The 26,269-nt window shown below is 68.7% G+C and carries 20 protein-coding genes; 9 read left to right on the plus strand and 11 right to left on the minus strand.

Going from position 1 to position 26,269, the window contains the following annotated elements:
- Window positions 1–419 precede the first annotated feature (419 nt).
- Window positions 420–4,085 (plus strand): transcription-repair coupling factor, encoded by a 3,666-nt coding sequence (gene mfd / locus AB0H42_RS33940; RefSeq protein WP_357063517.1) that lies wholly within the window; start codon window positions 420–422, stop codon window positions 4,083–4,085.
- A gap of 89 nt (window positions 4,086–4,174) precedes the next feature.
- Window positions 4,175–4,837, plus strand: a complete 663-nt coding sequence (locus AB0H42_RS33945) for a MazG family protein (RefSeq protein ID WP_357063561.1) — start codon at window positions 4,175–4,177, stop codon at window positions 4,835–4,837.
- 41 nt (window positions 4,838–4,878) lie between these two features.
- On the opposite strand, the gene AB0H42_RS33950 is transcribed toward AB0H42_RS33945, so the two are convergent.
- From AB0H42_RS33950 to AB0H42_RS33995, 10 genes are all read right to left on the minus strand, one after another.
- On the minus strand, window positions 4,879–5,220 hold the full coding sequence (locus AB0H42_RS33950) for a type II toxin-antitoxin system PemK/MazF family toxin (RefSeq protein WP_357063519.1): 342 nt from the start codon (window positions 5,218–5,220) through the stop codon (window positions 4,879–4,881).
- The gene (locus tag AB0H42_RS33955) at window positions 5,214–5,591 is read right to left on the minus strand and encodes a hypothetical protein (RefSeq protein WP_357063521.1); all 378 of its coding nucleotides are present in this window, start codon (window positions 5,589–5,591) and stop codon (window positions 5,214–5,216) included. The genes AB0H42_RS33950 and AB0H42_RS33955 overlap by 7 nt, the downstream gene beginning before the upstream one ends.
- 463 nt (window positions 5,592–6,054) lie before the next feature.
- On the minus strand, window positions 6,055–6,630 hold the full coding sequence (locus AB0H42_RS33960) for a TerD family protein (protein ID WP_357063523.1): 576 nt from the start codon (window positions 6,628–6,630) through the stop codon (window positions 6,055–6,057).
- 223 nt (window positions 6,631–6,853) lie between these two features.
- Window positions 6,854–7,336: a pyridoxamine 5'-phosphate oxidase family protein gene (locus tag AB0H42_RS33965; RefSeq protein ID WP_357063526.1), complete on the minus strand. Its 483-nt coding sequence runs from the start codon at window positions 7,334–7,336 to the stop codon at window positions 6,854–6,856.
- Between the two features lie 423 nt (window positions 7,337–7,759).
- Complete coding sequence (locus AB0H42_RS33970; protein ID WP_357063563.1) at window positions 7,760–9,178, minus strand: MATE family efflux transporter; 1,419 nt, start codon at window positions 9,176–9,178, stop codon at window positions 7,760–7,762.
- Window positions 9,178–10,314: a cysteine synthase family protein gene (locus AB0H42_RS33975; RefSeq protein WP_357063529.1), complete on the minus strand. Its 1,137-nt coding sequence runs from the start codon at window positions 10,312–10,314 to the stop codon at window positions 9,178–9,180. The genes AB0H42_RS33970 and AB0H42_RS33975 overlap by 1 nt, the downstream gene beginning before the upstream one ends.
- A 57-nt stretch (window positions 10,315–10,371) precedes the next feature.
- On the minus strand, window positions 10,372–11,754 hold the full coding sequence (locus AB0H42_RS33980) for an alanine racemase (protein ID WP_357063532.1): 1,383 nt from the start codon (window positions 11,752–11,754) through the stop codon (window positions 10,372–10,374).
- Complete coding sequence (locus AB0H42_RS33985; RefSeq protein WP_357063534.1) at window positions 11,745–12,755, minus strand: ornithine cyclodeaminase family protein; 1,011 nt, start codon at window positions 12,753–12,755, stop codon at window positions 11,745–11,747. The genes AB0H42_RS33980 and AB0H42_RS33985 overlap by 10 nt, the downstream gene beginning before the upstream one ends.
- On the minus strand, window positions 12,727–13,887 hold the full coding sequence (locus tag AB0H42_RS33990; RefSeq protein WP_357063537.1) for a TauD/TfdA family dioxygenase: 1,161 nt from the start codon (window positions 13,885–13,887) through the stop codon (window positions 12,727–12,729). Before AB0H42_RS33990 ends, AB0H42_RS33985 begins: the two co-directional genes overlap by 29 nt.
- A gap of 300 nt (window positions 13,888–14,187) precedes the next feature.
- Window positions 14,188–15,396, minus strand: a complete 1,209-nt coding sequence (locus AB0H42_RS33995) for a hypothetical protein (RefSeq protein ID WP_357063539.1) — start codon at window positions 15,394–15,396, stop codon at window positions 14,188–14,190.
- A gap of 144 nt (window positions 15,397–15,540) precedes the next feature.
- On the opposite strand from AB0H42_RS33995, the gene AB0H42_RS34000 reads away from it, so the two are divergent.
- On the plus strand, window positions 15,541–16,983 hold the full coding sequence (locus tag AB0H42_RS34000) for an FHA domain-containing protein (protein WP_357063542.1): 1,443 nt from the start codon (window positions 15,541–15,543) through the stop codon (window positions 16,981–16,983).
- 19 nt (window positions 16,984–17,002) lie between these two features.
- Here AB0H42_RS34000 and AB0H42_RS34005 read toward each other — a convergent pair whose 3' ends face one another.
- Window positions 17,003–18,436 carry a metallopeptidase gene (locus tag AB0H42_RS34005; RefSeq protein ID WP_357063544.1) on the minus strand — a complete coding sequence of 478 codons (1,434 nt, stop codon included), beginning with the start codon at window positions 18,434–18,436 and terminating at the stop codon, window positions 17,003–17,005.
- A gap of 113 nt (window positions 18,437–18,549) precedes the next feature.
- On the opposite strand from AB0H42_RS34005, the gene AB0H42_RS34010 reads away from it, so the two are divergent.
- The 6 genes from AB0H42_RS34010 to AB0H42_RS34035 all read left to right on the plus strand — a co-directional run bounded on the left by AB0H42_RS34010 (window position 18,550) and on the right by AB0H42_RS34035 (window position 26,139).
- The gene (locus tag AB0H42_RS34010) at window positions 18,550–21,162 is read left to right on the plus strand and encodes an FHA domain-containing protein (RefSeq protein ID WP_357063546.1); all 2,613 of its coding nucleotides are present in this window, start codon (window positions 18,550–18,552) and stop codon (window positions 21,160–21,162) included.
- A gap of 88 nt (window positions 21,163–21,250) precedes the next feature.
- Entirely contained in the window at window positions 21,251–23,122 is a 1,872-nt protein-coding gene (locus AB0H42_RS34015) for a hypothetical protein (protein WP_357063549.1), read from the plus strand.
- Window positions 23,123–23,273: 151 nt separating this feature from the next.
- Window positions 23,274–23,717 (plus strand): 50S ribosomal protein L13, encoded by a 444-nt coding sequence (gene rplM, locus AB0H42_RS34020; RefSeq protein ID WP_357063552.1) that lies wholly within the window; start codon window positions 23,274–23,276, stop codon window positions 23,715–23,717.
- Window positions 23,714–24,229: a 30S ribosomal protein S9 gene (gene rpsI / locus AB0H42_RS34025; RefSeq protein WP_357063554.1), complete on the plus strand. Its 516-nt coding sequence runs from the start codon at window positions 23,714–23,716 to the stop codon at window positions 24,227–24,229. The genes rplM and rpsI overlap by 4 nt, the downstream gene beginning before the upstream one ends.
- 195 nt (window positions 24,230–24,424) lie before the next feature.
- Window positions 24,425–25,810, plus strand: coding sequence for a phosphoglucosamine mutase (gene glmM, locus AB0H42_RS34030; protein ID WP_357063557.1), 1,386 nt, complete (start codon window positions 24,425–24,427; stop codon window positions 25,808–25,810).
- Between the two features lie 137 nt (window positions 25,811–25,947).
- Window positions 25,948–26,139 carry a PspC domain-containing protein gene (locus tag AB0H42_RS34035; protein WP_357063560.1) on the plus strand — a complete coding sequence of 64 codons (192 nt, stop codon included), beginning with the start codon at window positions 25,948–25,950 and terminating at the stop codon, window positions 26,137–26,139.
- The last annotated feature ends 130 nt before the right edge of the window (window positions 26,140–26,269 follow it).

Here is a 26,269-nt window from a genome sequence, read left to right on the forward strand (position 1 = left end):
GTCGAGGAATCGACCGGGTGCAGCGCTTGCGCCGTTTTGGCCTCGAAGCGCATGCGGCGCAGCCGCGAGTCTCGAGGCCGAAACGGCGAGACCAAGGGGGCCTCAACCCCGCGGCGCCGCAGGCGCCGCCAAAAAACACAGCACCTTCACGAGCGAGCCCACTTCCCCACCTTCACGAGCGAGCCCACTTCCCCACCTTCACGAGCAAGCCCACATGCTCGCCTTCGCGTATCGGCCCGCCTCGTCCTCCGTGAGCAGACCGACACGCACACCTGCTCCCGCCGTTCGCGGCCGCTGATTGTCTGACCTCGGCAGATCGGCGGAGCTGTCTCCCCGGACCGCTGGTAATTCGCTGGACGCTCGTCGATACACTCGGCTGGCCCGGTGGAATCGCTTTCGTTCGGCGTTCAGGAGAGAACATGTCTGCCCCACGTCCACCACTGGCGGGATTGGCCGCCGCGGCCGGTGCCGATACCGCCTTGCGGACCGTTTCCGGGATGCTCGGGCGATCGCCGGTGGAACTGGTGGCGCCGGCGGCGGCGCGGTCGTTCGTCGCGGCGACCATGGCCGTCGAGCAGCCGGTGGTGGTGGTGACCGCGACCGGCCGGGAGGCCGATGATCTGACGCTGGAACTGGGCGAGATGCTGGGGTCGGCGGTCGCGCAGTTCCCCTCCTGGGAGACCCTGCCGCACGAGCGGTTGTCGCCGGGCGCCGATACGGTCGGGCGGCGGCTCGAGGTGTTGCGGCGACTGGCGCAGGATTACGGCATCGCGCAGCGATTCGATGAGGGGCGGGGATCGGGCGACGGGCGGGCGGATCCGGAGTTCCCGGAACCGTTGCGGGTCGTGGTGACCACGGTGCGGTCGCTGATGCAGCCGATGGCGCGCGGCCTGGGCGATATCGAACCGATTGTGCTGCGGATCGGCGGGGAAGCCGATTTCGACGAATTGGTCGCGCGGTTGGTCGAATTCGCGTACACGCGCGTGGATATGGTGGGTAAACGCGGCGAGTTCGCGGTGCGCGGCGGCATTCTGGATCTGTTCCCGCCGACCGCGGATCATCCGGTCCGGGTGGAGTTCTGGGGCGACGAGATCACCGAGTTGCGGCCGTTCTCGGTGGCCGATCAGCGTTCGCTCGGGGAGACCTCGCTGGAGACCGTGGTCGCGCTGCCCTGCCGGGAGCTGATGCTTACCGCCGCGGTCCGCGAGCGGGCCGCGGCGGTGGCGGCGGCGAACCCGGCGGATGCCGCGCTGGTGGAGATGCTGGCGAAGCTGGCCGAGGGTATTCCGGTCGAGGGGATGGAGGCGCTGCTGCCGGTGCTGCAGCCCGGTGAGCTGCGCCTGCTGACCGAGCAGTTGCCCGATCGCACCCATCTGCTGGTGTGCGATCCGGAGAAGGTGCGCACCCGGGCGGCGGATCTCATGCGCACCGGTGCGGAGTTCCTGGAGGCGTCGTGGACCGCGGCCTCCTTCGGGGGTGACGCGCCGCTGGGCGCGCACGGGCTGGATCTGGCGGCGTCGGCCTACCGCCCGCTCTCCGAGATCCAGGCGAGCGCCGATGCGCGGGAACTGCCCTGGTGGACGTTGAGCCCGCTGGCGTCCGGGGATCCCGCGGAGGTGGAGTTGCCGGTGCAGGCCGGTCCCACCGCGCGGGGGTCCGACGAACTGGTGGCGACCATTTTCGCGTCGCTGCGCGCGCATGTGACGACCGGCGGTCGCGCGGTGGTGGTGCTGGCCGGGCACGGTACCGCCCAGCGCACGCTGGAGCGCCTCGGTGAGGCCGAGGTCCCCGCCGCGCAACTGGAGGCCGGTGCGGAACCGGCGCCCGGGGTGGTCGGGGTGCTGTGCGGGTCGCTGCACGACGGGGTGATCTTCGGGGACGCCGGCCTGGTGGTGGTCGCGGAATCCGATCTCACGGGTAACCGGGTCACCGCGCCGGCCGACGGGAAGCGGCTGCCCGCCAAACGCCGCAACCAGGTGGATCCGCTGGCATTGCACGCCGGGGACATGGTGGTGCACGACCAGCACGGCATCGGCCGGTTCGTGGAGATGATCGAGCGCACGGTCGGCGGTGCGCGGCGCGAATACCTGGTGATCGAATACGCCCCCGGGAAACGCGGTCAGCCCGGCGACCGGTTGTACGTGCCGATGGAATCGCTGGACCAGCTGTCCCGGTATGTGGGCGGGGAGATGCCCAGCCTGTCCAAGCTGGGCGGCGCGGACTGGGCGAACACCAAGCGCAGGGCGCGTAAGGCGGTCCGGGAGATCGCCGGTGAACTGGTACAGCTCTATGCCGCCCGGCAGGCGGCGCCCGGCCACGCCTTCGGCCCGGACACCCCGTGGCAGCGGGAGATGGAGGACGCGTTCGCGTTCACCGAGACCGTCGATCAACTCACCGCCATCTCCGATGTGAAGGCGGATATGGAGAAGGCCGTGCCGATGGACCGGGTGGTCTGCGGCGACGTCGGCTACGGCAAGACCGAGATCGCGGTGCGCGCCGCGTTCAAGGCCGTGCAGGACGGGAAGCAGGTGGTGGTCCTGGTGCCGACCACCCTGCTGGCCCAGCAGCATCTGCAGACGTTTTCCGAGCGGCTCGCGGGTTTCCCGGTGACCGTCAAGGGCCTGTCCCGGTTCACCGATCCGGCGGAATCGCGGGAGGTGCTCGCGGGGCTGGCCGAAGGGGAGGTCGATATCGTCGTCGGTACCCACCGGCTGCTGCAGACCGGTGTGCGCTGGAAGAATCTCGGCCTGGTGGTCGTGGACGAGGAACAACGTTTCGGGGTGGAGCACAAAGAGCACATCAAGGCGCTGCGCACCCATGTGGACGTGCTGACCATGTCCGCGACGCCGATCCCGCGCACGCTGGAGATGAGCCTGGCCGGTATCCGGGAGATGTCGACCATCCTGACGCCGCCCGAGGAGCGGCATCCGGTGCTCACCTATGTCGGCGGTTACAACGACAAGCAGGTCACCGCCGCGATCCGGCGCGAGTTGCTGCGCGACGGCCAGGTGTTCTATGTGCACAACCGGGTGTCCTCGATCGACAAGGCGGCCAAGCGGATCCGGGATCTGGTCCCGGAGGCCCGGGTCGTGGTGGCACACGGGCAGATGAACGAGGACACCCTGGAACGCACCGTGCAGGGTTTCTGGCAGCGCGAATTCGATGTCCTGGTGTGCACCACGATCATCGAGACCGGCCTGGACATCTCCAATGCCAATACGCTGATCGTGGAACGGGCCGATGCGCTCGGCCTCTCCCAGTTGCATCAGTTGCGCGGCCGGGTCGGGCGCAGCCGCGAACGCGGGTACGCCTACTTCCTGTATCCGGCGGAGAAACCGCTCACCGAAACCGCCTATGACCGACTCGCCACCATCGCGCAGAACTCCGAACTCGGCGCGGGGATGGCGGTGGCGATGAAGGACCTCGAGATCCGCGGCGCCGGTAACGTGTTGGGCGCCGAACAGTCCGGCCACGTGGCCGGCGTGGGGTTCGACCTCTACGTGCGTCTCGTCGGGGAGGCGGTGGAGGCGTACCGCGCGGCCGCGGACGGCAAACCGATCACCTCCGAGGAGACCAAGGAGGTCCGTATCGACCTCCCGGTGGACGCGCATATCCCGCCCGATTACATCGCCAGCGACCGGCTCCGGCTGGAGGCCTACCGCAAACTCGCCGCCGCCCACGACGATCCGGCGCTGGCCGCGGTGGTCGAGGAACTCACCGACCGCTACGGTCCGCTGCCGGTGGAGGTCGGCCGGCTCGTCTCGGTGGCCAAACTGCGGCTGCTGGCGCGGGAGTACGGGGTTACCGAGATCGCGGTCACCGGGACCACGGTGAAGGTGACGCCGCTGGCGCTGCCCGATTCGAAACAGATGCGGCTCAAGCGGATCTATCCGAGCGCGAACTACCGCGCGGCCAGTTCGGTGGTACAGCTACCACTGCCGCGGGTGCAGGACAGCGTCGGCGCCGACCGGCTGCGTGATGTCGCGTTGCTGCAGTATCTCGCCGATCTGCTGCTCGCCCTCGACGGCAAGGCCGCCGGCGCGGTCGATCTCACGGTCGCGACCGAGGTGAGTCCGGCGCGATGAGCGACGCGCGTGCCGACCGGCCCGAGCCGGGTGTGCTCGAATCGGAAACCGCCGCCGTGGCCGCTGGCTTGGCCGAAGCGGTCGAGGTGATGGACCGGTTGTGGCGGTTCGGCGGCTGGGAGGTCACCCAGACCCACGATTCGCTGCGACCGTATCTGCTGGAGGAGACCTACGAACTGCTCGACGCGATCCAGCAGGAGGACGCCGGTACGATCCGTGAGGAACTGGGGGATCTGCTGCTGCAGGTGCTGTTCCACTCGCGGATAGCCGAAGCGGCGGGCGAATTCACCATCGACGACGTGGCCGCCGCGTTGGTCGCCAAGCTGGTGAACCGCAGCCCACATCTGGCCGCGGGCCCCGACGAATACGGTTTCGGTGCGGCGGTCACGGTCGAGGAGAAAGTGGCGGCGCAGGAGAAGGCTTGGGAGGAAAAGAAATCCGCGGAAAAGACGCGGCGTTCCTGCCTGGACGGTATCGCCATGGCGCAACCGGCGCTGGCGCTGGCGGAGAAGATCTGTTCCCGCAGCGTGCGGGCCGGTCTACCGGAGGAACTGATCCCGGACGATCTGCGTACCGTCCACCTGGGCGGCCCGGAGAGCGCCGAAGAGCGATTGCGCAAGGCCGCCGTGGCTTTCGCCGCCGCGATCCGCCGGGCCGAGGACGAAGCCGAATCCGCTCGGAGTGCCCGTCGCCCGCTCTCTGCCGCCGATTGGCTCCGGTACTGGCCGAGCACCGCCCCGTCGAAGCACTGACACATGGCGCGGTAGAAGCAGCGGTGTGCCGGTGGGCGGAGTCAGGGTTGCAATCCGAGGATCAGACGCACCGAGTCCTCTACCCGGTGTAACTCATTCGGTGCGAGCAGACCCAGTTTCCGCCTCAAACGCGGCTTCGCCACCGTATGTAGATCGGCGCAATTCACATACGACTCGTCGTACCGGGTCAACCCTGAATCACGCCCGACTAGAACATGGGTGGTTCGGGGACCCGAGGTGCCGGTGATCACCGCAACTGTCACAGCAGCCAGCGGTTCGGCTATTCGGTTGACCGTGAGAACGACCACGGGATGCGCCCCCACCGGCTGAGGCAGAGCGCAGGCCCAGACCTCGCCCCGCAATGGCGTGCCGGCATTCACCACCGCATATCGTCCGCGGCCGCGAGCTCGGAATCCCTCGGTTCGGCGACACCGGCGGGTAGTGGCGCGGACTGCTCCCCATAGAAAGCCCGGATCTCTTCGGCCGCCCCCACCTCCGCAGCCTCTTTCGCCAAAAGCTTCAGTCCTGCCCTCAGGGCATCCGAGGTCGAGGCGAGATCGAGAGTTTGCATGACCCGCTCGAGTGCCTGCACCTCGTCGTCACGTAACCGGACCTGCGCCAGACGACTGCGGCCGAAAGCCGCCGCGTCCCGCTCCGCCGGTGCAGCTTTCCTCGTGGTTTGCTTCCGGGAAGGCTTCGCGACGCGCTTACCTGCAGCCCTCTGTCCGCCTGCATCCTGTCTTACAGGTGTCATACAGTCAGTGTGGGGCAGTGAAACGCGCACGTCAAGAGAGGCTAGTCGTCCTGCATGGTTGATGAACGCTATGGCGATCGGCGAGCTGTCGGGTTCGGCCGGGCCAAATCGCGACCGTCGAGCACCTCGATCTCCGTCACAGCCGCTCCAGCCGGATCGAGGCCCAGCAACACAACAGGGTCACCGTTGCGTTCCAGCTGCACGACCCACGAGCTCGATGGACCGGACGGCGCCGTCAACAGGACGGTACACGCGGGCTTGCACGCGCATCTACCATAGAACCTCAGGTCGGAGACCGTACCCGCAAGACAATCGTTCTCAACTTCCAGAAGACCGGCGATCTCGGCAGCAAGGGCCGGGAAACCTCCAGCAGGCGAGGGAATTGGGCCGCCGTCATGTCCAGGACTGAACACTCGTAGTAACCGACGACGGCTCCCTACGAACCGTAGGTTGAACGACAAGCTCAGACGTTCACTCCGTAGTCGCGCGCGATACCGGCCAGACCCGAGGCGTAGCCCTGACCGATCGCGCGAAACTTCCATTCGCCCTGCCGGCGATAGAGTTCGCCGAACACCATGGCGGTTTCGGAGGAGGCGTCCTCGGAGAGGTCGTAGCGGGCGAGTTCGGCGCCGGTGTTGAGATCGACGACCCGGATATAGGCGTTGCGGATCTGGCCGAAGGACTGGCCGCGCTGATCGGCGTCGTGGATGGAGACCGGGAAGAAGATATTGGTGATCGTCTCCGGCGTATTGGCCAGATCGACATTGATCACCTCGTCGTCACCGTCGCCCTCACCGGTGAGATTGTCACCGGTGTGCTCGATGGAGCCCTCCGGGGACCGGAGGTTGTTGTAGAAGATGAAATGCTGATCGGAGAGGACCTTCAGATTCGGTCCGGTGGCCAGGGCGCTGGCATCCAGGTCGTAGTCGGCGCCCATGGTGGTGCGCACATCCCAGCCGAGTCCGACGGCGATCTTGGTCAGGTTGGGGGCCTGTTTGGACAGCGAGACATTGCCGCCTTTGGCCAGGTTGACGCTCATGTTCTCCTTCCCGCGGCGCCTGGGCGCCCGATGATCACGGCGCCGGGCGCCCGGACCATCGGCGCCGTCGCGCCCGATGACGACCGCGCCGGATCACCCGATGGGAGCGCCCCGGGCGCGAGGGATGTTGCGGCGCCGGAGTAGTCCGGCGAACGGGTGTCGTACAGCACTGCACCGAGCGAAGCGCCGGAAACACCCGAGGTGGCGAGCCGGGCGGTCCGGCTCAGATCTTCTCTTCGTTCTCCGCCCAGGACTTCAGTGTCGACACCCGGTGTTCCAGGGCGCGCAGTTCACTGTCGTCGAGCACCGTGCGCTGGATCCCCTGCGCGACCGCGAAAGCCGACTGCCGGTGATCGTCGATCACATCCACATCGAGGCGTACCGCGACATAGTCGTCGGCGCCGGGCATCTCCTCGGCGATGACCTTGGCCGCGCCCCGGGCGCACAGCGCCACATTCCCGCCGCCCAGGATGAGCAGCGCTACCTGCGGCCGCTCCCGCAGCCGGGCCAGCGAGCCGCGATCGAATTTGAGACTCAGCAGGATCCGCCGGTCGCCGGCGCGTACCGGCCACGACACCGGGATGGCATGCGGCGCGGGATCGGTGGTGACCAGGACCGCGATAGTCTCCTGCGGCCATTCCGGCAACGCTTCCAGCTCGGGATGGTCTGTTGCGGGATTCTCCGTAGGACTGATTGCGGCTGCCATATCGTCCCCTCCTGGATCGACGTGGTGCGGCGGGGGTGTGCCGTACCACGCACCAGTCTAGAGGTCGGCGCCGACAGGCGCGGCGGAAGTACCGGCCCCGACCTGCGCTGAAACACTATGGTGCCGACCGGAAACCGGGCGATGCCGGCAAGGCGACCCTCAGAATGGGAGGTGGAGAAGGCCCTTCGGAGATCCCGGAGGGCGGCGGGCGGGTGTAGTCGGGGCCCACGGGTTTCCGGGATCGGCGGGTCAGGCGGGGGCGCTGCTCGCGGACTCCAAGGGTAGAGTCCGGACCCGTGCGCGACCCGGTACGGCGGCCTTGATCTCGCCGGACGCGTCGTGGCGGGTGTGCTCGCCTATCTGCACACCGCCGAACCCGGTGAGTTTCTCGGCGGGAACCTCCCGCCCCGGTCGAAGGTGTGGCTAACTTACTGTCTCTCGCCGGTGGGGAGCGAGCAGTGCGTCGTGCTCGTCGAGCAGGCCGAAGTATTTACGCACCATGAGTGCGGCGGTGGCGGCCAGGCCCGCGGTCAGTCCCCACCAGACCCCGGCCGCGCCCAACCCGGCCGGGTAGGCCAGTAACAGCGCAGTCGGGAGTCCGACGATCCAGTAGCCGACCACCGACAGCCGGAAACCCGCGTTGGTGGCCTGCAGACCGCGCAACAGCCCGGTGCCGATGTTCTGGGCCGCGTCGAAGAACTGCAGCACGATACCGATGAGCAGCAGCGACCGGGCCAGTTCCACGGTCGCGGAGTCGGTGGGATCGAGGAACGGGCGCAATACCAGGTCGGGGACGAACACGTAGGCCAGGCCGGTGACCAGCGTGACCACCCCGGCGAACCGGAGCGCCAGCCGGGCCAGGCCCCGGGCGTCCGCGGTCTCGTCCCTGGCGACACTGTAGCTCACCAGGACCGACGCGCCGTGCGAGATACCGATGGCGATCTGGAACACGATGTAGATCACCTGGTACACGACATTGTGGGCGGCCAGCGCCGCGGGTCCGAGCGCCCCCATGACCAGCGCGAGTACCGAGAACATCCCGGCTTCCGACCCGTAGGTGAGGGCGATGGGCGTGCCCAGCCGCAGTTCGCCGCGTACGGTCGTCATCCGCACCGGCCACGGCCGGATCGGCAGGGTGGCGCCGAGTTCGGGATCGCGGCGCACCATTGTCCAGAACACGGCGAACATCAGCAGGAAGACCAGCGAGGTCGCCACCCCGACACCGGTCAACCCGAGCGCCGGCAATCCGGCCCAGCCGTGGATCAGCGCCAGGGCCAGCACGAGGTTGACCGCGACGGAACCGAGAGTCACCGCCAGCAGCGCCTGCGGCCGCTGCATCCCCACGGTGTACTGACGCAGCACCTGGAACCACAGGCAGGGCAGCAGGCCGGGAGCCAGCGCCACCATCAACGGCCGGGCATCGGCCAGCACCCCGGCGTCCTGGCCGAGCCATTGCAGCGACCAGCCCAGCCCGATGAGTACCGCGCCGCCGAGCAGGCCCGCGACGGTGGCGATCAGAAAACTCGACCGCACCACATCGCGGATCTCGGGGTCGGGATCGTCGCCGCGCTTCCCGGCGGCGCCCACTGCGGCGGCGATCTGGTTGCCGCTACCGGTGATCAGTCCGACGCACATGGTGCGGATCTGGTTGAACAACACCAGCGCCAGACCACCGGCGGCGACCGCGCGCACACCGAGGCTACCCATCAGGGCGATATTGGTGGTGGATACGGCGACCTGCGCCAGCTGGGTGAGCGCGATCGGAGCGGCCAGGGCGGCGAGACCGGCCGGGGCGGCCAGGCGCCGGCCGTCGGAACGAATTCGCGAGAGGGGTGTGCTGATCACCGGGCCCGCACCATAGTGTCCGATTCCTCCGTATGTTCGTGTTCGTCCGGTCGGCCGACTCGGACGGCGTGGGTATTCCCGGCCGCGGCGTCGTTCAAAACGGCCGCCCCCACCGGTTGATTGCCCCGGTTCGCGGGGGCGTAGCGCGTCAGCATGGCATGAACTTCGCGTTCGGTCTCGGTATCGAGCAATTCGCGGGCGGCCATCCAGTCGTCGTCGAAGACGGTGTCGAGATACTTCTCGCCGCCGTCGCAGACGATGGTGACCACCGTGGACCCGGCCGGGAACTCCTCGAGCCGGGTCAGCGCGGCATGGACCGAACCGCCCGCCGAACCGCCGAGCATCAGGCCCAGCCGCCGCGATACCGCGCGGCAGGTGGCGAACGCGGCCCGGTCGGTCACCTTCACGCCTTCGTCGAGCAGGTCGTAGTCCACGGCCGTGCCGATGGTGGCACCGGGCGGGGTGCCGGTGCCCGACTGCCAGTACGGCCCACCCGGTCCGCCGAAAGCGATCGAGCCGACCGGTTCCACGCCGATCACCCGCGGGACACACCCCAGCTGCCGCAGCCGCGTCGCGGTACCGAACAGGGAACCGCCGGTACCGACCGCGGACAGCAGGATATCGACCCGGTCCACCTCGGCCAGCAGTTCCTCGGCCACTCCGTAATAGCCCACAGCGTTGGCGTCGTTGTTGTGCTGTTCGGTGAAGAACGCGTCGGGCTGCGCGGCCGCCAGCGCGGCCGCGTGATCCTCACGCGCCGAGGTCGCCAGGTTGTCGTCGCCGTCGTCGGCGACGAAGATCAGCTCCGCGCCCATTGCCCGCATGGCCCGCAATTTGTCCTTACTCGCGTGGTGGTCGACTACCGCGGTGAAACGATAGCCGCGTTCGGCGGCGACCACCGCGAGACCGAGCCCGGTATTTCCGGATGTGGATTCGATGATATGTCCGCCCTCGCGCAGCAGACCCCGACGCTCCGCGTCGAGAACCATTTCCCGCGCCATCCGGATCTTGGCGGCGCCGGTCGGATTGAACTGTTCCAGCTTGAGGAGTAATCGAGTACCGGACCCGGTGGCGGCCAATTCGAAGAGCGGGGTGCGGCCGATCAGGTCAGTGACACGGGTGACGAGGGACATGGCGGATCTCCTGGGCGTCGATAACGGGTAATGCGAAGAGACCGGGGGCCGACGGTCTCAGTGCCGGGATCGATCGAGAGCCCAGCGATACCGGCCGCCCGGCGCTTCGGAGAGCACCACCTTGGGCGGAAGAGGCAATTCGTGAAAGGGCGATTCGTTGGAATCCATTTGATATCCGGCGGTATTCGGGTAGATCAGCAGATCGCCGGCCTCGGCCGTGCGGGGTAGCGGGATCCGGCGCCAGCTCAGCATGTCCGATTCGAGACAGGTGGCGGCGCCGACGACCGTGGCGGTCGGGGTCCCGGGGCCGTCCGGCCAGAGCACCGGGTCGGGAAGATATTCGCTGTCGAACCATTGTTCGGAAAGGCTCAGGCTCGTACCGTCCACGGTCAGGATCCGGTAGGGCTGCCCGTGTTCGTGGCGGGTCTTGCCACCCTGCACCCGGAAAACCGTGCTGCCCGCCCGGTCCAGCAGGGCCCGGCCCGGTTCGACCGCCAGGGTTGTCTCGGTGCGCCGCAAGCGGCCGGCGAGATCGTCGCGTCCGAGAATCGCGGTGAGCATGGCGGGGCCTGGTTCGGGAAAGGAATACGGATAGTACGACTCGAACGCTTTCCCGGAATGGAACCAGCGGCGGGTCACGTGTTCCCGGAACTCCGCCCAGTCGGCGGCGGGAACGTAATCGACACCGAATCCGCCACCGATGGAAACGGTGGTGGCCGGATGACCCAGCGACCGTGCGGCGCGGCACCGGTCGAGCAATTGACCGGCCATTTCGGCACGGGGGATCGGGTCGTAACCGGAGAGATGGAAACTGAACCCCTGCACGGTGATCGACGGGTAATCGGCCGATTCGGAAACGGCGTGATCGAGTTCCTCGGCCGACATACCGAACCGGCTGGCCGAGGCCGCGGGCAACGCCCGCAGCAGTACCCGGACCGGGCTGTCCAGGGCGGCCAGGCGTTTCAGTTCGCCGATACTGTCCACGGCGATCAGGCATCCGTGCCGGGCGGCCAGCCAGTGCAGGTCGTCGGTTTTCTCGGGGCCGGTGACCAGCAGATCCGCGCCGCGAATGCCCTGTCCGAGCGCGGCGGTGAGTTCGCCGGTACTGGATACATCGATACCGGCCCCCGCGGTGGCGCAGGCCCGTGCCACACAGGCCGCCTTGTTGGCCTTCTTGCCGTAGTACACCGCCCCGGTGATCCCGGATTCGGTGAAAACCCGCTGGAACCCCCGGATATTGTCGACCACCCGGGCGGGGTACATCAGATGGAAGGGGCCCCCGACCGCGAACGCGATATCGCCCAGGAGCTGCGGATCGGCGAGGATCCGCTGCTCCCACTGATCGCGATGGGCGGGGACCGGTGCCGCCACGGTCCCCGCGTACCGGCCCGATGATCCCGATCCGGCACCGGTGGGGGCATCGGCTCCGGTCAATCCCATAGCGAGACCTCCGTGCCGCGGCCCTCGGCGATGGCCCGTTCGGCCAGCGCGTGGGCCACCGCGATATCGGTGAGCACCAGACCGCTGTTGTAGACGAAGATCTTCTGGTCCGCCCGCTGCCGGGCGACGGCGCGCCGGCTCAGTATCTGCGGCAGCTCCGCGTCCACCCGGCGCAGTTCGCCATTGTCGTCGGCCATATCGGTGCCGGTCAGCGCCATCTGTTCGGCACTGGTGGCGATCACCCGGTCGGCGTCGTGCAGCGTGGAGGGGGCCAGTCCGTACCCCACCAGCACCACCACCGAACCCGGTTTGAGGTGCTCGGATTCGATGGCCACCTCGGTGCCCGGACCGGCGGCCGCCAGCACCACATCCGCGGTCCGCGCCGCGGCATAGGGATCGTCGACGTTCTCCAGCAGTGCGTGCGGGGCGTATTCGGCGAGCTGCCGGTGCACCGACTCGATGCCCTCGGGGTGGGTGCCGTACAGCATCAGTTTGCGCAATTGCGGGTTGGCGGCCAGCAGATGCGGTAGCGCGTTGCGGCCCTGGGTGCCGGTGCCGACGAGCAGGACGGTATCGGCGTCACGGTGCGCCGTCTCGCGTACCAGCAGCGCCGACACCGCCGGGGTCCGCAGCGCGCCCACCCGCGCGCAGTCCATCATGGCGATGGGCGCACCCGTGGTGTCGTCGTACAGCGTGATCGTGGTGTAGTAGCGCTTGGTGGTGCGATCGTGCCCGGGATCGAACTTGTAGGACGTCTTCATGGCGACCACCCGGCGCCGCCCGTCGCGGCCCAGCATCGCGTAGGCGACCGACCAGCCGTCCGGATTGGCCACGCTGAGCTTGCGTGGATTATCGGAATCTCCCGCGGCCAGTGCGATATACGCCTCTTCCACCGCGCGGACCACCTCGGCCGGGGCCACCGGCACATCGGCGAGATCGCCGCGGCTCAGGACGCGCAGGGGGGTCGGCCGGTCACGTGTGCTCAACGGATTTTCGATCATCTTCTGCACCGTTCCGCTCTGCCCGCGCCCGCTGCGCCGGTAGCGGCGCGAAGGGCGCGATGATTCGCTGACCGTATCCATTCTCCTCGGATTCGGCTGCGCGGCGCGGGCGTTCGGGTAGCCGGATGTTCACTCGTTTGAGCCAGCGGTCGGTGCCGTCGTAGCGCGCGGTGAACGGAACCCGGCCGTGAACTGCGACATCGTTATCGACCAGGAGCAGCTCACCGGGTTCGAGACAGGCCAGTACGCATACTCGTTCGAGTTCGTTTTCCAGCCGCTGGTACGCCGCACGGTAGTGCGGGCCGGCGTCGTCCAGCGGAGTGTAGGCGGGGTCGAATCGCATTGTGAGGGCCTCGGGCCTGCCTTCGTCTCCGGGCTCGCACCAGAGAGTGGGCACCGGTACGGCGGATTCGCGGTCGAAACCGGAGCCGTAGGACACGTCCGGCAGGATCGGCAGAGTGGGGGTGCGCAGCGCGTCCTGTTCCGCGGCCGTGAGGTCGACCCGGCGCACCGACGAGACGGTGGTGCCGACGCGGTCCGGATTGCGCAGGCAGCCCAGCAGCAGCAGATTCGCGCGTAGCGGGTGGAAGGCGTCCTCGGTGTGCGGGCTGAGCAGGATGGTGCTGCTGGCCCCGGACTGCTCGAACTCGTGTCCGGCCGCCGGCACGATGTTGTTGACCAGCCGGCCGTCCTGCTGACCGGCCCAGCCGAACGGTTCCCCGGCCGCCGCGGCCAGTAGCAGCATGGCGATATCCAGTTCGAACGAGCAGCCGGGACGCTCGGGTTCGGTGGTCCACGCGGTCGCGCTCTGCCAATCCGGTGGGGTGGGGCCGATTTCGTCGTCGCGTAGCGGCAGCCGGCGCAGCACACACGCGCCGGCCGTGGTGGCGGGCGGGCGCATCGTGGTGCGGACTTCCGCGGGGAGTTCGCCGGCGCGGGCGGTGATCAGGTCGATCAGGGCGGGGTCGGCGAGGGTGCGCGCGGCAGTCCCCGGCGCGGGATCCAGTGTGAACGCGATCGCAGCGGCCAGTTCACGCACCGCCTGTCCGGCGGCCTCGGGTAACTCACGGTGCTCGATATCTTCGATGCTAGGAGGGTGAAGCGTCTTACGTTCGGAGAGAACGCCTTTCACCAAAATTTCCCTTCTCGGAAGCATTGTTCGGAGTACCGGTGGTGACGAGTCGATGCGAAGTTAGTGCGTTTGCGCACCCATGGCAAGGGTAGCCTAACTACGGCGTGTGATAGCTTTTACGTATTGCTCGCTCGAAGTGCAGGTGGACGGGTCCGCGGGCGCCGGTCGCTCGCGTCACGATGAGACGCAGAACACGGTAAGGCTAGCCTGCCCTTGCGGCAAAATCGGCGCGCCGCGCCGGGGGGCGAGAGTGTCCGTGCCACAACGAATTCGGCCGGTCCGCCGACCGGCCGACCGGGTTCAGAGGCTGTTGGCGAGCAGGGCGTACTGGGCCGCGGTCTTCTGCTCGATCTCATTCTCGCTGTCGCTGGACACCACGCCCACATACCGCTTGTACGGCACGAAGCAGCGGAACCGGTACTGATGCTGCGGATCGCCGGAACTGTTGAGCTGCAGGCATTTCGCGCCCGGAATATCGGCCGGGGCAGGATGGGCGTCGTAGGCCGCACCCGTCGATTCGACGAAACCGTCCACCAGGATCGGCGCACCCGCCGGATCGCGGACCCGGGCCACCGAACCGCCGTCGGCATAGGCGGTGGCCTCGAATCCGGACTCGTCGAGCAGCCGGGCGCGGGCGGGCTGATCGTCGGCCGAGTTGATCAGATAGTTGCGGCCGTAGACGGCGAACTTGTCGGGATCGGGAACCTGACCCGAGCGGTCGGCGACCACCACCCGCGAGAGCAGGTCCTCCGGATCCACCCGGAGATCGGCGATATCGGCGAGGGGGGTGGGACTGAACCGGCCGAGCTGGGCGAGCTGCGCGGTGAGGGTTTTGTCCACCCAGGACACCAGATCCTTGCTATCGGCCTTCGGCCGCTGCACAAACAGCGAGATCACGAACTCGTCGTGGGCCAGGAAGGCGCCGACATTGGCGATACCGGGCCGCCAGTGCACCAGCGCGTCGGGGTGCTTCTCCGACTTCAGCCGCCGGTTGTCCGGAGAGACCCCGATATCCGCGTTCTCCAGTTCCTCGGCCGCCTTGGCCGCCGCCGAGGTGTCGGGAAAGCGCAGAGCCACCACTGTGATCGCGGTGGCGTCGGCCTCCGGGCGGGTCTGGCCCTCCGGATCGTCGCGATCGGCCCCGCTGGCCGCGTACCCGACCACCATCCGGCGATTCTTCAGCACCGGTTCGGACACGTTGGCCAGGAAATCGGTCGCGGTATCGGTATCGGGCAGTACCTTCGAACCGCGGCCGTATTTCAGGGAGGGATCGACCTGGCTGCTGGTGACGACCGCCTCCGACATGCGGATACCCTCCAGCATGGGCCCGTTGTCGCCGGCGTCGGCGGGGTAGCTGAACTTGTCGACCGGGAAGTCGCCGACCGCCAGAGTGCGCACGTCGATCTCTCCCGGGACCGGCGTCCCCACCAGGGCACCGCATCCGGACAGTGCGGCCGCTACCAGAGCGACGACCGCGGTGACGGTGCTGGTACGCGATATCCGAACCATGGGCTGGCCCCTCGTTCCGATCGAAACTGCGGTGTCGAAGTTACCCGACGTACAGCGATCTAGGGGAGGGGCGTCGCACGCCGTGCCATACCCTGGACTGGTGGCAGGCCAACCGCAGCGCGACTCCGACGGAGGCTGATCCCCATGCGGGATCAGCAGGTCGAAGTCGTCGCCGGAGCGCATGCGGCGGCCCGGGTCGCGGGGGCGGTGGTGCTGGTGGCCCATCGCGGTGCGGGCCGGCCCACCGAGCACGCCCCGGCGGTGCGGGCCCTTGTCGAACTGGCCGAACTGGTGCACCAGGCCGCCGTGCGCCGGCCCGACGGCCCGGGCGCGCTGATCGCCCGGGAGGCGACCAGATGGCTCATGGCCCAGTCGGACCGGACCAGCCCGGGAACCGCCGTCGATTTCGGCATCCTCTCCGCGGCGGGCCCGGACCGGGTGGCGATATTCCTGCACGGTGCCGTCACCGCCGTCCTCGACGGTGCGGACAGCGAGTACTTCCACGGCCGCGACGCGGTCTTCACCGTCGACCGGGCGGCGGCGACACCGGACCGCGCGGTCGCGCTGTTCATCGACGACACCGCCGGCGACCCGGACGAGAATTCTCGGCCCGTACTGCCGGCCATCCGCGGTATCGGTCGGCTGGTGGAGGGTATCGCCGAGGCCGGCGGGGTGATCGCCTGGACGCCGCCCGCGACACCGGTGGACCTCGACGCCGTGGCCACCGCCGTATCGACGCCACTGCTGGACACGGTCGAACTGTCCGAGCGGGAGAGTGGGTTCCGCGGTGTCCCGGGGGATCCGGCACCCACCGGCGGACCGCGGACCGCCATCCCGGCCACCGATCCGCATCGGGCACAGACCGAGATCAGCGGGCGGCAGCCGCCGCGCGGCGGCCCGGCGGCCGGCCCCGGACTCGACGAGACGGCGGACTCCCGCCGGCCGGAGCCGGATGTGCTGCGCCGGACACCCGCGCATCCCACCCCGTCTCAGCACCAGCCCTACGCGTCACCCGACGCGCTGCCCGGTCCACCCGAGCGCGGGACACCCCCGCTGGATCCGGAGCTGCGGCGCCGGACCGAGGCCACCGCGAAGGGCACCGCGCTCACCGCGAAGGTCATGGGGTTCAAATGCGCGCGCGCTCATCCCACCGATCCCCGGGCGGCTTTCTGCAGTGTCTGCGGTATGCCCGTGGACCAGACCCAGCCGCTGATCGAAGTGGTGCGTCCACCGCTGGGTATCCTCGTCCTCGACGACGGCGCGACCCATCTACTGGAAAGCGACTCCGTGCTGGGTCGCGATCCGGAGCATTCCGAACCCGCGCGCCGCGGGCTCACCCCGCTACAGGTGGTCGACAATTCCGGCGGGATGTCCCGTGCGCACGCGGAGCTCCTGCTGGTGAACTGGGATGTGACGCTGGTCGACCGGGGATCCACCAACGGCACCCGCACCCGGGCCACGGGTTTCCGGGACTGGGTCCGTATTCCGCCGCATCAGCCCGTGGTGCTGGTGCCGGGCACCGAGATCCTGATCGGCCACCGGATGCTGCGGTACGAATCCGCCGCACCGCCGCCCTTCGGTCTGTGACGCGGGGTTCGTCGCCGCGTTATTCGTATCTGGCGCTGCAGGTGTCCTCGCCGCCGAGCACTCCGGCACGGAAGGCATCCACCCGGGAGAACCCGCTCGGCACCGTTTTGCCCTCGACATCGCTGGCGGCCAGGCCGTCGGTCAGCAGGCCCGAGACCGCCTCGTCCAGATCACCGGCGGCCAGCGTGATATCGCCCTCGGCCCGCCCGGATTCCGCCAGCTTCCCGGTGGCCACCCCGGACAGACAGGCTGCCCGCAACCCCGTTTTCGCCCCCACCAGATCCTGGTCCCGGCTCTGCTGCACCGACAAGGTGTAGCGGGAGATGAACACCACGTAGCCGTTGTAGTCGCCGGTGACCTTCACCGGCAGCGGGACCTCCGAATCATCGGTGGCGGCCCCACGCTCGGCGAGTCCGCCGATATTGGTGGCGATCGTATTACTGGCCGGGCAATAGGTGACGGGCTCGGTGGAAACGCCGTCGCTACATTCGATTTCGGCCCCGTCGTAGCGGTAGGTCGGCTCGCGCGGGGTCGGCAGGATCACCGACAGGGCCTTGCTCAGCTCGACCAGGCTCCGCTCGGTGATCTCGAACTCCCCGGATGTGCCCTCGAAACTCTGGGGCAGATCACCCCGGCGCTGATCGATCTCGTCCATATCGATCCCCTTGCACCCCTTGGCGCCGTCGGTGAAACCGATCTGCACCGCCGAAACCCGTTCGAAGGCCGAGCCGTGCACGCTCTCGGGATCGTCGGGGTCCGAATCGCGGATCGCCACCGTGGCGGCGAGGACCGAGTTCAGTCCGTCGGAGGTGTTGATGGTGAAATAGTCCGACTCTCCCTCGGCCACCCAGCGCATGTACGCCCCGGCGAAACAGTCGGCCTGCTGTTCTTTGACGATCACCGGATCGTCGCGGTCGACGATGTTCGCGTTGTTCTGGATGGCGTGCCCGTATTCGTGGGCGATCACCATCACCACCGACATCTTCCCGAATGTCTCGGTCATGGTGGGCAGCAGCAGCGCCCGGTCCCAGCCGATGGAGTTGTCCAGCCGGCAGTAGGCGGCATTCACCATCCGATAGGTCGATTCGGTGCAGAACTCCACCGATTCGCGCCGCGACTCCCGGGCACTCCAGGAGATCAGTTTGTCGACCGGTTCGAACTCGCCCTCGAACTCGGCGCCGTAATGCTGCTCCCAGTACGCTTGGACATCGGTGACCGCGTTCAGCGCGAGGGTGTCGACCTCGCCGCCGTCGCCGTGCTCGGCGACGAGGTCGGAGGCCGGCGGGTTCTCCCGGGGGCCGCTGGGGCCGCTGGTGGTCGGCAGACCGGCGACCTGAAAGGGATTGTCGTAGATCGATACCGCCCGGCCGTCCACGGAACGGGTACACCCGGCGACCAGCAACAGTGCGCACAGTGCCGAGACGACGACAGCGGCGGTCGTGAGTTTCGGCATGGATCCTCCCCCATTTCGGCCGGTGCGGGTGCTGCTCGTTGCCTCCGGAGCGGGGAGTTCGCCCCCGCTCGGGGGCACCTCCGATGCCCGGGTAATGGAATAGTATCCGCTGCATGTCTGCACCGGGGGTGCGCACCATCACGGTGCGCCATGATGGAACTGAACGAGTCTTCGATTCGAATCAGCAGATCACTCTGGGCCGTGCGCCCGAGGTGACGCTGTTCGTCGACAGTCCGCTGGTATCGCGGGTCCACGCGATATTGGCCTGGCAGTCGGGAGCCTGGGTACTCAGCGACAACGGAAGTACCAACGGGGTGTTCGTCGATGCTCGCCGGGTCGGTGGGCCCGTCCCGATCGACCGGCCCACCCAGGTCCGGCTCGGTGACGCCATCAGCGGCCCACTCCTCTGGCTCGTTCCCTCCGGAGTCCCCCAGCAGCAACAGCAGCCGGCGCGGCCACCGTCGCAGGCGCGTCCCGCCCCGCCGCAGCAGCGCCCCGCTCCACCGCCGCCGCGGCCGCAGTCCGGTGCACAGCCGCAGGTCGGACCACACGGCCGGCGCGGTCCGACCCCCAGCCAGCCGTTGCCCGCGCAGCGTCCGGCACCGCAGCAGTGGCCGCCGCACGGTGGGCAGCCGCCCCGGCCGCCGCAGATCGCCACCGCGGCCCAGCCGCCTGTCGTCCCGCCGCAGCCCGCCAATGTGAACATGACCGCCAAGGCGAGTGTGGCGGCCGTCCCACCGGTCCGCCACCGCAATACCGAGGGGCCGATCGCCCGCGCCGACCGGATCCCGCCGGGGGGTCTGGCGATCGGGCGGACGTCGGACAACCAGATCGTCGTCGACGATCCGCTGGCCTCGCGTAAACACGCGCGCCTGATCGCCGGGTCCGAAGGTCTCGCCATCGAGGACCTCGGTTCGGCCAACGGAACATTCGTCAACGGTGTCCGGCAGCAGCACACGGTGCTGCGCGAACGCGACATCATCACCATCGGCAACATCGACTTCGAGGTTCAGCAGGGCACGCTGGTGCACCGGCAGCGCCCGGTCGCCGAACAGGGCCTGGCCGTGCACGGGGTCGGGTTCACCGTCGAGGGCAACAAACAACTGCTCGTCGATGTGAATATGCAGGCCGCGCGCGGCACACTGACCGCGCTGATCGGTCCCTCCGGGGCGGGTAAGTCGACGCTGTCGCGGTTGATCGCGGGTAGCACTCAACCCTCCGGCGGTGCCGTGACCTTCGAGGGTCGTGATCTGCACGCGGAATACGAGGCACTGCGCTCCCGTATCGGCATGGTGCCCCAGGACGATGTGCTGCACCGGCAGCTCACCGTCCGGCAGGCCCTGGGTTTCGCCGCGGAACTGCGACTGCCGCCCGACTCCTCCAAAGCCGATCGCCGGGAGGTGATCGACGGAGTCCTGCGCGAACTCTCGCTCACCGAACACGCCGACACCCGGGTCGACCGGCTCTCCGGCGGTCAGCGCAAGCGGGCCTCGGTGGCATTGGAGCTGCTCACCGGGCCCTCCCTGCTGATCCTGGACGAACCGACCTCCGGCCTGGATCCGGCACTGGACCGCCAGGTCATGATGATGCTGCGTGAACTGGCCGATGCCGGCCGCGTGGTGATCGTGGTCACCCACTCCGTGGCCTGCCTGGACATGTGCGATCAGGTGGTGCTGCTGGCGCCCGGCGGTAAAACCGCCTACACCGGAAACCCGGCCGGTGTCGAAGCCGCGCTCGGAACCAGCGATTGGGCCAAGATCTTCGCCGATGTGGCGGCCAATCCGGATGCCGCGTTCGCGCACTACCGATCCCGCCAGGCGGCGCTACCGCCCCCGCCGCCGCCCGCGGCACGGCAGAGCGGTGGCGGTTCGCCCCCGCAGTCCGGTGCCTGGAAACAGTTCTCCACGCTGGCGCGGCGGCAGTTGCGGCTGATCCTGGCCGACCGCGGCTACCTCTCCTTTCTGGTGTTGTTGCCGTTCGTACTCGGTGGCTTGTCGCTGGTGGTGCCGGGACAGTACGGGTTCTCGCCGCCGCCGCTCACCCAGACCGACGACGGGAACTTCGTCCGCGCCGGCAGTTCCGAACCGCAGCAGTTGCTGGTGGTGCTGATTCTCGGCGCCTGCTTCATGGGATCCACGCTCACCGTGCGCGATCTGGTCGGGGAGCGGACCATCTTCCTGCGTGAACGCGCGGTCGGATTGCGGTCGGGGGCCTACCTGACCGCGAAGATCGTGGTCTTCAGTGTGGCCGCGCTGCTGCAATCGGGTGTGATGATCGGTTTCGTGCTGCTGGGTAAGAAGCGGCCGGAGGAGGGTTCGGTGCTGGCCGTCGGTGGCGCCGAACTCTATATGGATATCGCCCTCACGGCGGTCGCGTGTGTGGTGTTCGGTCTGCTGCTGTCGAGTCTCGCCAAATCGAGCGAACAGGTGATGCCGCTGCTGGTGGTGGCGATCATGGGCCTGCTGGTGATGGCCGGTGGCCTCATCCCGGTGACCGACCGGGTGGTGCTGGAACAGATCTCATGGCTGTTCCCCTCGCGCTGGGGCTACGCCGCGGCGGCGTCGACGGTGGATATTCGCTCACTGTTCGTCCAATCGCAACAGGACGTCTTCTGGGAACATACGCGTAGCGCATGGTTCCTGGATATCGGCCTGGTGGTGGCCATCACAGTGGTGCTCGCGCTACTCACCTGGAGTCGGCTGCGGCTGAAGAAGTCCGCGAGATGAGACAGGTGAACGGGCCGGTCCGCCGCCTTCGCCGCTGGTGGGTGGGGGCGGCGAGCGCGTCGACCGCACACCAGGCACACTGATGCCTGTGATGGTGCGAGTTGGGGCGGTACATCTCGGGTGGGATGTGGTGTCCGTGGCCGCGGGCGGATCCGGCGTGCCCATCCGCCCCGTACAGGTCGAGGGAAGCTACAACCCCCCCGCCTATCTGCTGGCCGACGCCTCCGGCCGGCTCTACACCGCCGGCGCGGACCGGCAGCGGCCCGATCTGGGGATGGCGATCCCCGATGTCCGCGACATCCTCGGGCATCCGCAGATCGTCATAGCCGGGGCGACCTGGCCCGCCGAGCTGGTATTCCGGGCCCGTCTCTACAACCCGCTGGCCGCGGTGGGGACCTATCTGCGGGGTAAGCCCGATGTGGTCGCGCTGCCGTATCCCGACGACTGGCCGGATGCGAAGATCGACGCCTACGCCCAGCTGGTCGAGCAACTCGACGTCGAGGTCGAGCCGATCCCGGAATCGATCGCGCTGTCGGGCTATGTCCGCGCGCTCGGCCTGGTCCGGCCGCCCGATCCCGCCCTGCCCGAGGGGGTGGGGGCCACCGCGGTCCATTTCGACGGGCAGGTGGTGGACGGCCGGGCGAATGTGCTGGTGGTCGCGGTACACGGGGACGAGGAGCGGCCCACCGAATCGGTGTATGTGCCGATCGACCCCGAATCGACCCGCAATCCCCGCGCCGCCGACGACACCGTGATCGAAGTAATGGCCGCGGCCCGCTCCATCGGGGCCGACAATTCGACGGTCCTGCTCGCCGGGCAGGTGGTGTTCAACGAGACCCTGCGGTTCGCCTTCCGTAACCATCTGGGGCAGCGCCTGAAGAAGGCCGAACACCCCATGCACGCGCTCGTTCTCGGTGCCACACACCTGTTGATCAGCGAGAACGAGAACGATGAGGAGGAGCCGGCGCCCTACCCGCAGCCCGGACCGAATACGGCGCCGCCGCCGGAGTCCGCCGCGAACCATGCGGTTCCCGGCCGGCCGCCGGCCGGAGCCGTCCCGAACGGGTCCGTTCCGGGACAGAACCCGCCACCCGGTGTGTACCAACCCGCACCGGGTCCGCACCCGCCGGGTCCGCACCCGCCGGCGCCCGGCCCACAGGCCGCGCCACTGCCGGCCCGGCCCGAGCCGAATCCGCCGCCTCCCGGACCGGAGCAGCCCGGGCCCGGCGGTCCGGGACCGGGCCCGATGACGGGTGGCCCGGCGGCACCGCCGCCGGGGTGGCCCGGCCCCTCGCCGTACAGCGTGCCGCAGCCGGACCAGGACGCCACGGTGAAGGTCGACCGCGGGGAGTTGCCACCACCGATCTCGGGGCCGGCCAGCCGGTTCACCCGGCCACCGGATCCGGAAACCGGTGCGCAATCCGCGGTATCCCCGGACCCCGCCCGGCCCGGTCCCGCCGGTGATCCGCGGCCCGGTCCGGGGCCGGAGGGCGACCGGGGCAAGGGCAAACTCTGGAACAAGATGAAGGACAATCTGTTCGGCGCCCATGCCGTCATCGGCGTGGCCGCGCTCGCCGCCACGGCGTGGGGCGCGGACGGGGCGGGCACCGCGCAGGCCCATGCCGGAACCGAACCGGTGATCAACGCAACAGCCGCACCCGGCGTCGCGGTGTCGACTGCGACGGCCGGATGTGTGCCTATGCCGCGGGTCACCGTCGAACCGCGCGACCAATCCGGCACCGGTGCCGAGGGCGGGGACGGTTCCGGTGGTCACCCGCTGTATGCCCGCGTCCCCACGGCTCCCGCGCCCGGCGATTCCGCGCGCCGGTCGGCACCGGGACCGGGAGCGTCCGAGGAACCCGATCCGGCCGGATGCGCGGAACCAGGTATCGACACCCTGCGCTATCTGGTGCCCGGTCTGCCGGGTATCGCCGATCCGGGCCCGCCGATCGATATCTGAGCAGCGTCCGGGCGGTTTCCGGGTGACGGCACCCGGCTGGTATCGTGACCGGCTGGTGTGTGGAACGCCGAGGCCCGGGTCTCAACCGGCCGCCGGGAACCCCTCGACCACGCACTGGGCCGGCAGCATCGACGACAGACAGGGAAGCACTGTGCCTACGTACAGCCCGAAGGCGGGTGACGTGACCCGGCAGTGGTACGTCATCGACGCCACTGACGTAGTGCTCGGCCGTCTTGCCGTGCAGGCAGCGAATCTGCTGCGCGGTAAGCACAAGCCGACCTACGCACCGCATATGGATGGTGGCGATTTCGTCGTCATCATCAACGCCGACAAGGTCGCCATCAGCGGCAACAAGCGGCAGAACAAGCTCATCCACCACCACTCCGGGCATCCCGGCGGCCTGAAGTCCCGCACTGTCGGCCAGGTGCTGGATACGCGCCCCGACCGCCTGGTGGAGAAGGCCGTCAAGGGCATGATCCCCAAGAACAAACTCGGCAACGCGATCGCCGGCAAGCTGAAGGTGTACGCGGGCCCGACCCATCCGCACACCGCTCAGCAGCCCGTTCCGTTCGAGATCAAGCAGGTGGCCCAGTGACCGCTCCCGAGGAATTCACCGAGTACGACGAAGCGGTCGTCGAAGACGCCGCCGCCGAGGTCCTGGACGAGGGCGAGGTCTACGACGACGACGCCGAGTTCGTCGAGGAGTACGCGGCCCCGCTGGACCGCCCGGTGCAGACCGTCGGCCGCCGTAAAGAGGCCGTGGTCCGCGTGCGCCTGGTGCCGGGTACCGGCAACTTCGTGCTCAACGGCCGCTCGATCGAGGACTACTTCCCGAACAAGGTCCACCAGCAGCTGGTGAAATCGCCGCTGGTCACCGTCGAGCGCGTCGAAGGCTTCGATGTGCACGCCCGCCTGCACGGCGGCGGCCCCTCGGGTCAGGCCGGCGCGCTGCGCCTGGCCATCGCCCGGGCGCTGATCGTGGTGAACGCGGACGACCGTCCCGCGCTCAAGCGCGCCGGGTTCCTCACCCGTGACCCGCGTGCCACCGAGCGCAAGAAGTACGGCCTCAAGAAGGCCCGTAAAGCGCCGCAGTACTCGAAGCGCTGATATCGCCGATGCCGGCTGTCCATCCGCCGCGTGCGGGTGGACGGGCCGGTGTCGGTTCCGAGAGCAGGCGACCGGCCGGAGTCCGGTCGCCTGCTCTCGTGCTATATCTACCGCGGTGTTCGTCGGCCGGCCGTTCCGAGGGCAGTTTCGGCCGGGGCCGTCGCGCGCTGTGGACTCACTGACGAGGGGCAAGGTATGGGACATCTGTTCGGCACCGACGGCGTGCGCGGGCTCGCCAACGATTCGTTGAGCCCGGAGTTGGCGTTACGGGTTGCCGGGGCGGCGGCGCAGGTACTGGGTGTGGACCTGCACACGGGTCACCGCAAGGTCGCGGTGGTCGGGCGGGACCCCCGCGCCAGCGGGGAGATGCTGGAGGCCGCGGTGACCGCGGGCCTGACCGCCGCGGGAATGGATGTGTTACCGGTGGGTGTGCTGCCGACCCCGGCCGTCGCCTACCTGACCGCTCTGTACGACGCGAGCCTGGGCGTGATGATCTCCGCCTCGCACAATCCCATGCCGGACAATGGAATCAAGATCTTCGCGGCGGGCGGGCACAAGCTCGAGGACGCCGTCGAGGAACGTATCGAGGCCCGGGTGGCGTCCGGTGCGACGGACCGTCCCACGGGCGCGGCGATCGGCCGGGTACTCGGCGCCGCCGGGACGCGGCAACCCGGTACGGATCTGCCCGACCAGTTCAGTGTGGGCGGGACCCATGAGCGCTATATCGAGCATCTGGTGGAGGCCACCGGCCAGGACCTGAGCGGACTGACCGTCGTCGTGGACTGCGCGCACGGCGCCGCGTCGGAGGTCGGTCCGGCGGCCTACCGGGAGGCCGGTGCCCGGGTCATCGCGATCAACGCGGACCCGGACGGGCTCAATATCAATGCCGGCTGTGGGTCGACCCATATCGAACAGGTGCAGCACGCGGTCCGGGAACACGGGGCCGACCTGGGCCTGGCCCATGACGGCGATGCCGATCGCTGTCTGGCGGTGGACGCCGCGGGCGAGGTGGTGGACGGTGACGCCATCATGGCGATCCTGGCCATCGGTATGCGTGACGCCGGAACTCTGGCCGGGAACACCCTCGTCGCCACCGTGATGAGCAATCTGGGGCTGCATCTGGCGATGCGCGCGGCCGGAATCACCGTGCGCATCACCGGTGTCGGTGACCGTTACGTCCTCGAGGAACTCCGCGGCGGCGGTTACACCCTCGGTGGGGAGCAGTCCGGCCATGTGGTCTTCCCGCGCCACGGCACCACCGGTGACGGCATCCTCACCGGCCTGCAGTTGATGGCGCGGATGTCGCGCACCGGCGCGCCCCTGGCCGAGCTCGCGAGTGTGATCCAGAAGGTCCCGCAGGTACTGGTGAACGTCCCGGTGACGGACAAGGTCGCGGTCACTGCCGACCCCGGGGTCCTCGAGGCCGTCCGTGCCGTCGAGGAGCAGCTCGGGGATACCGGGCGAATCCTGCTGCGTCCCAGCGGAACCGAACAGCTGGTCCGGGTGATGGTGGAAGCCGAGGATCACGAGCGGGCCGAGCAGCTCGCCGAGGATCTCGCGAAACTGGTCGCGGCGGTCTGAACCGGTCCGCGGCTCAGGGATCCACCCTGAGCCGCGGACCCCGGAAATCAGGGTGCGGGTCGGTAGCGCTGCCGATGCGGGCCGCCGGCCGAGTGCGGATAGTGGACGGTGTAGCAACCGCGATCGAAAGGACCGCCATGACCGCCCCCGCACGCCGTTTCACCCGCTCCACCGCCGACAAGTGGATCGGCGGAGTCTGCGGCGGTATCGCCGAATACTTCGGCTGGAGCTCCGGCCTCGTCCGGCTGCTGTTCGTCGTGTCCTGTGTGCTGCCCGGCCCGCAGTTCCTGATCTATCTTGCGTTGTGGATCTTCTTGCCGAAGCGGTGATACCGGCGCGTGCCGGCCGACCCGGTGAACCTTTCTGTGCCCCATAGCCACCAGCAGCCCCGTTCCTGCCCGGGAACGGGGCTGCGCTGTACCGTCGGGGATGGAAAGATGGACCGGAATATTCCCGCGG

Source organism: Nocardia sp. NPDC050799, from assembly GCF_040654015.1.
Taxonomy (GTDB): Bacteria; Actinomycetota; Actinomycetes; order Mycobacteriales; family Mycobacteriaceae; genus Nocardia.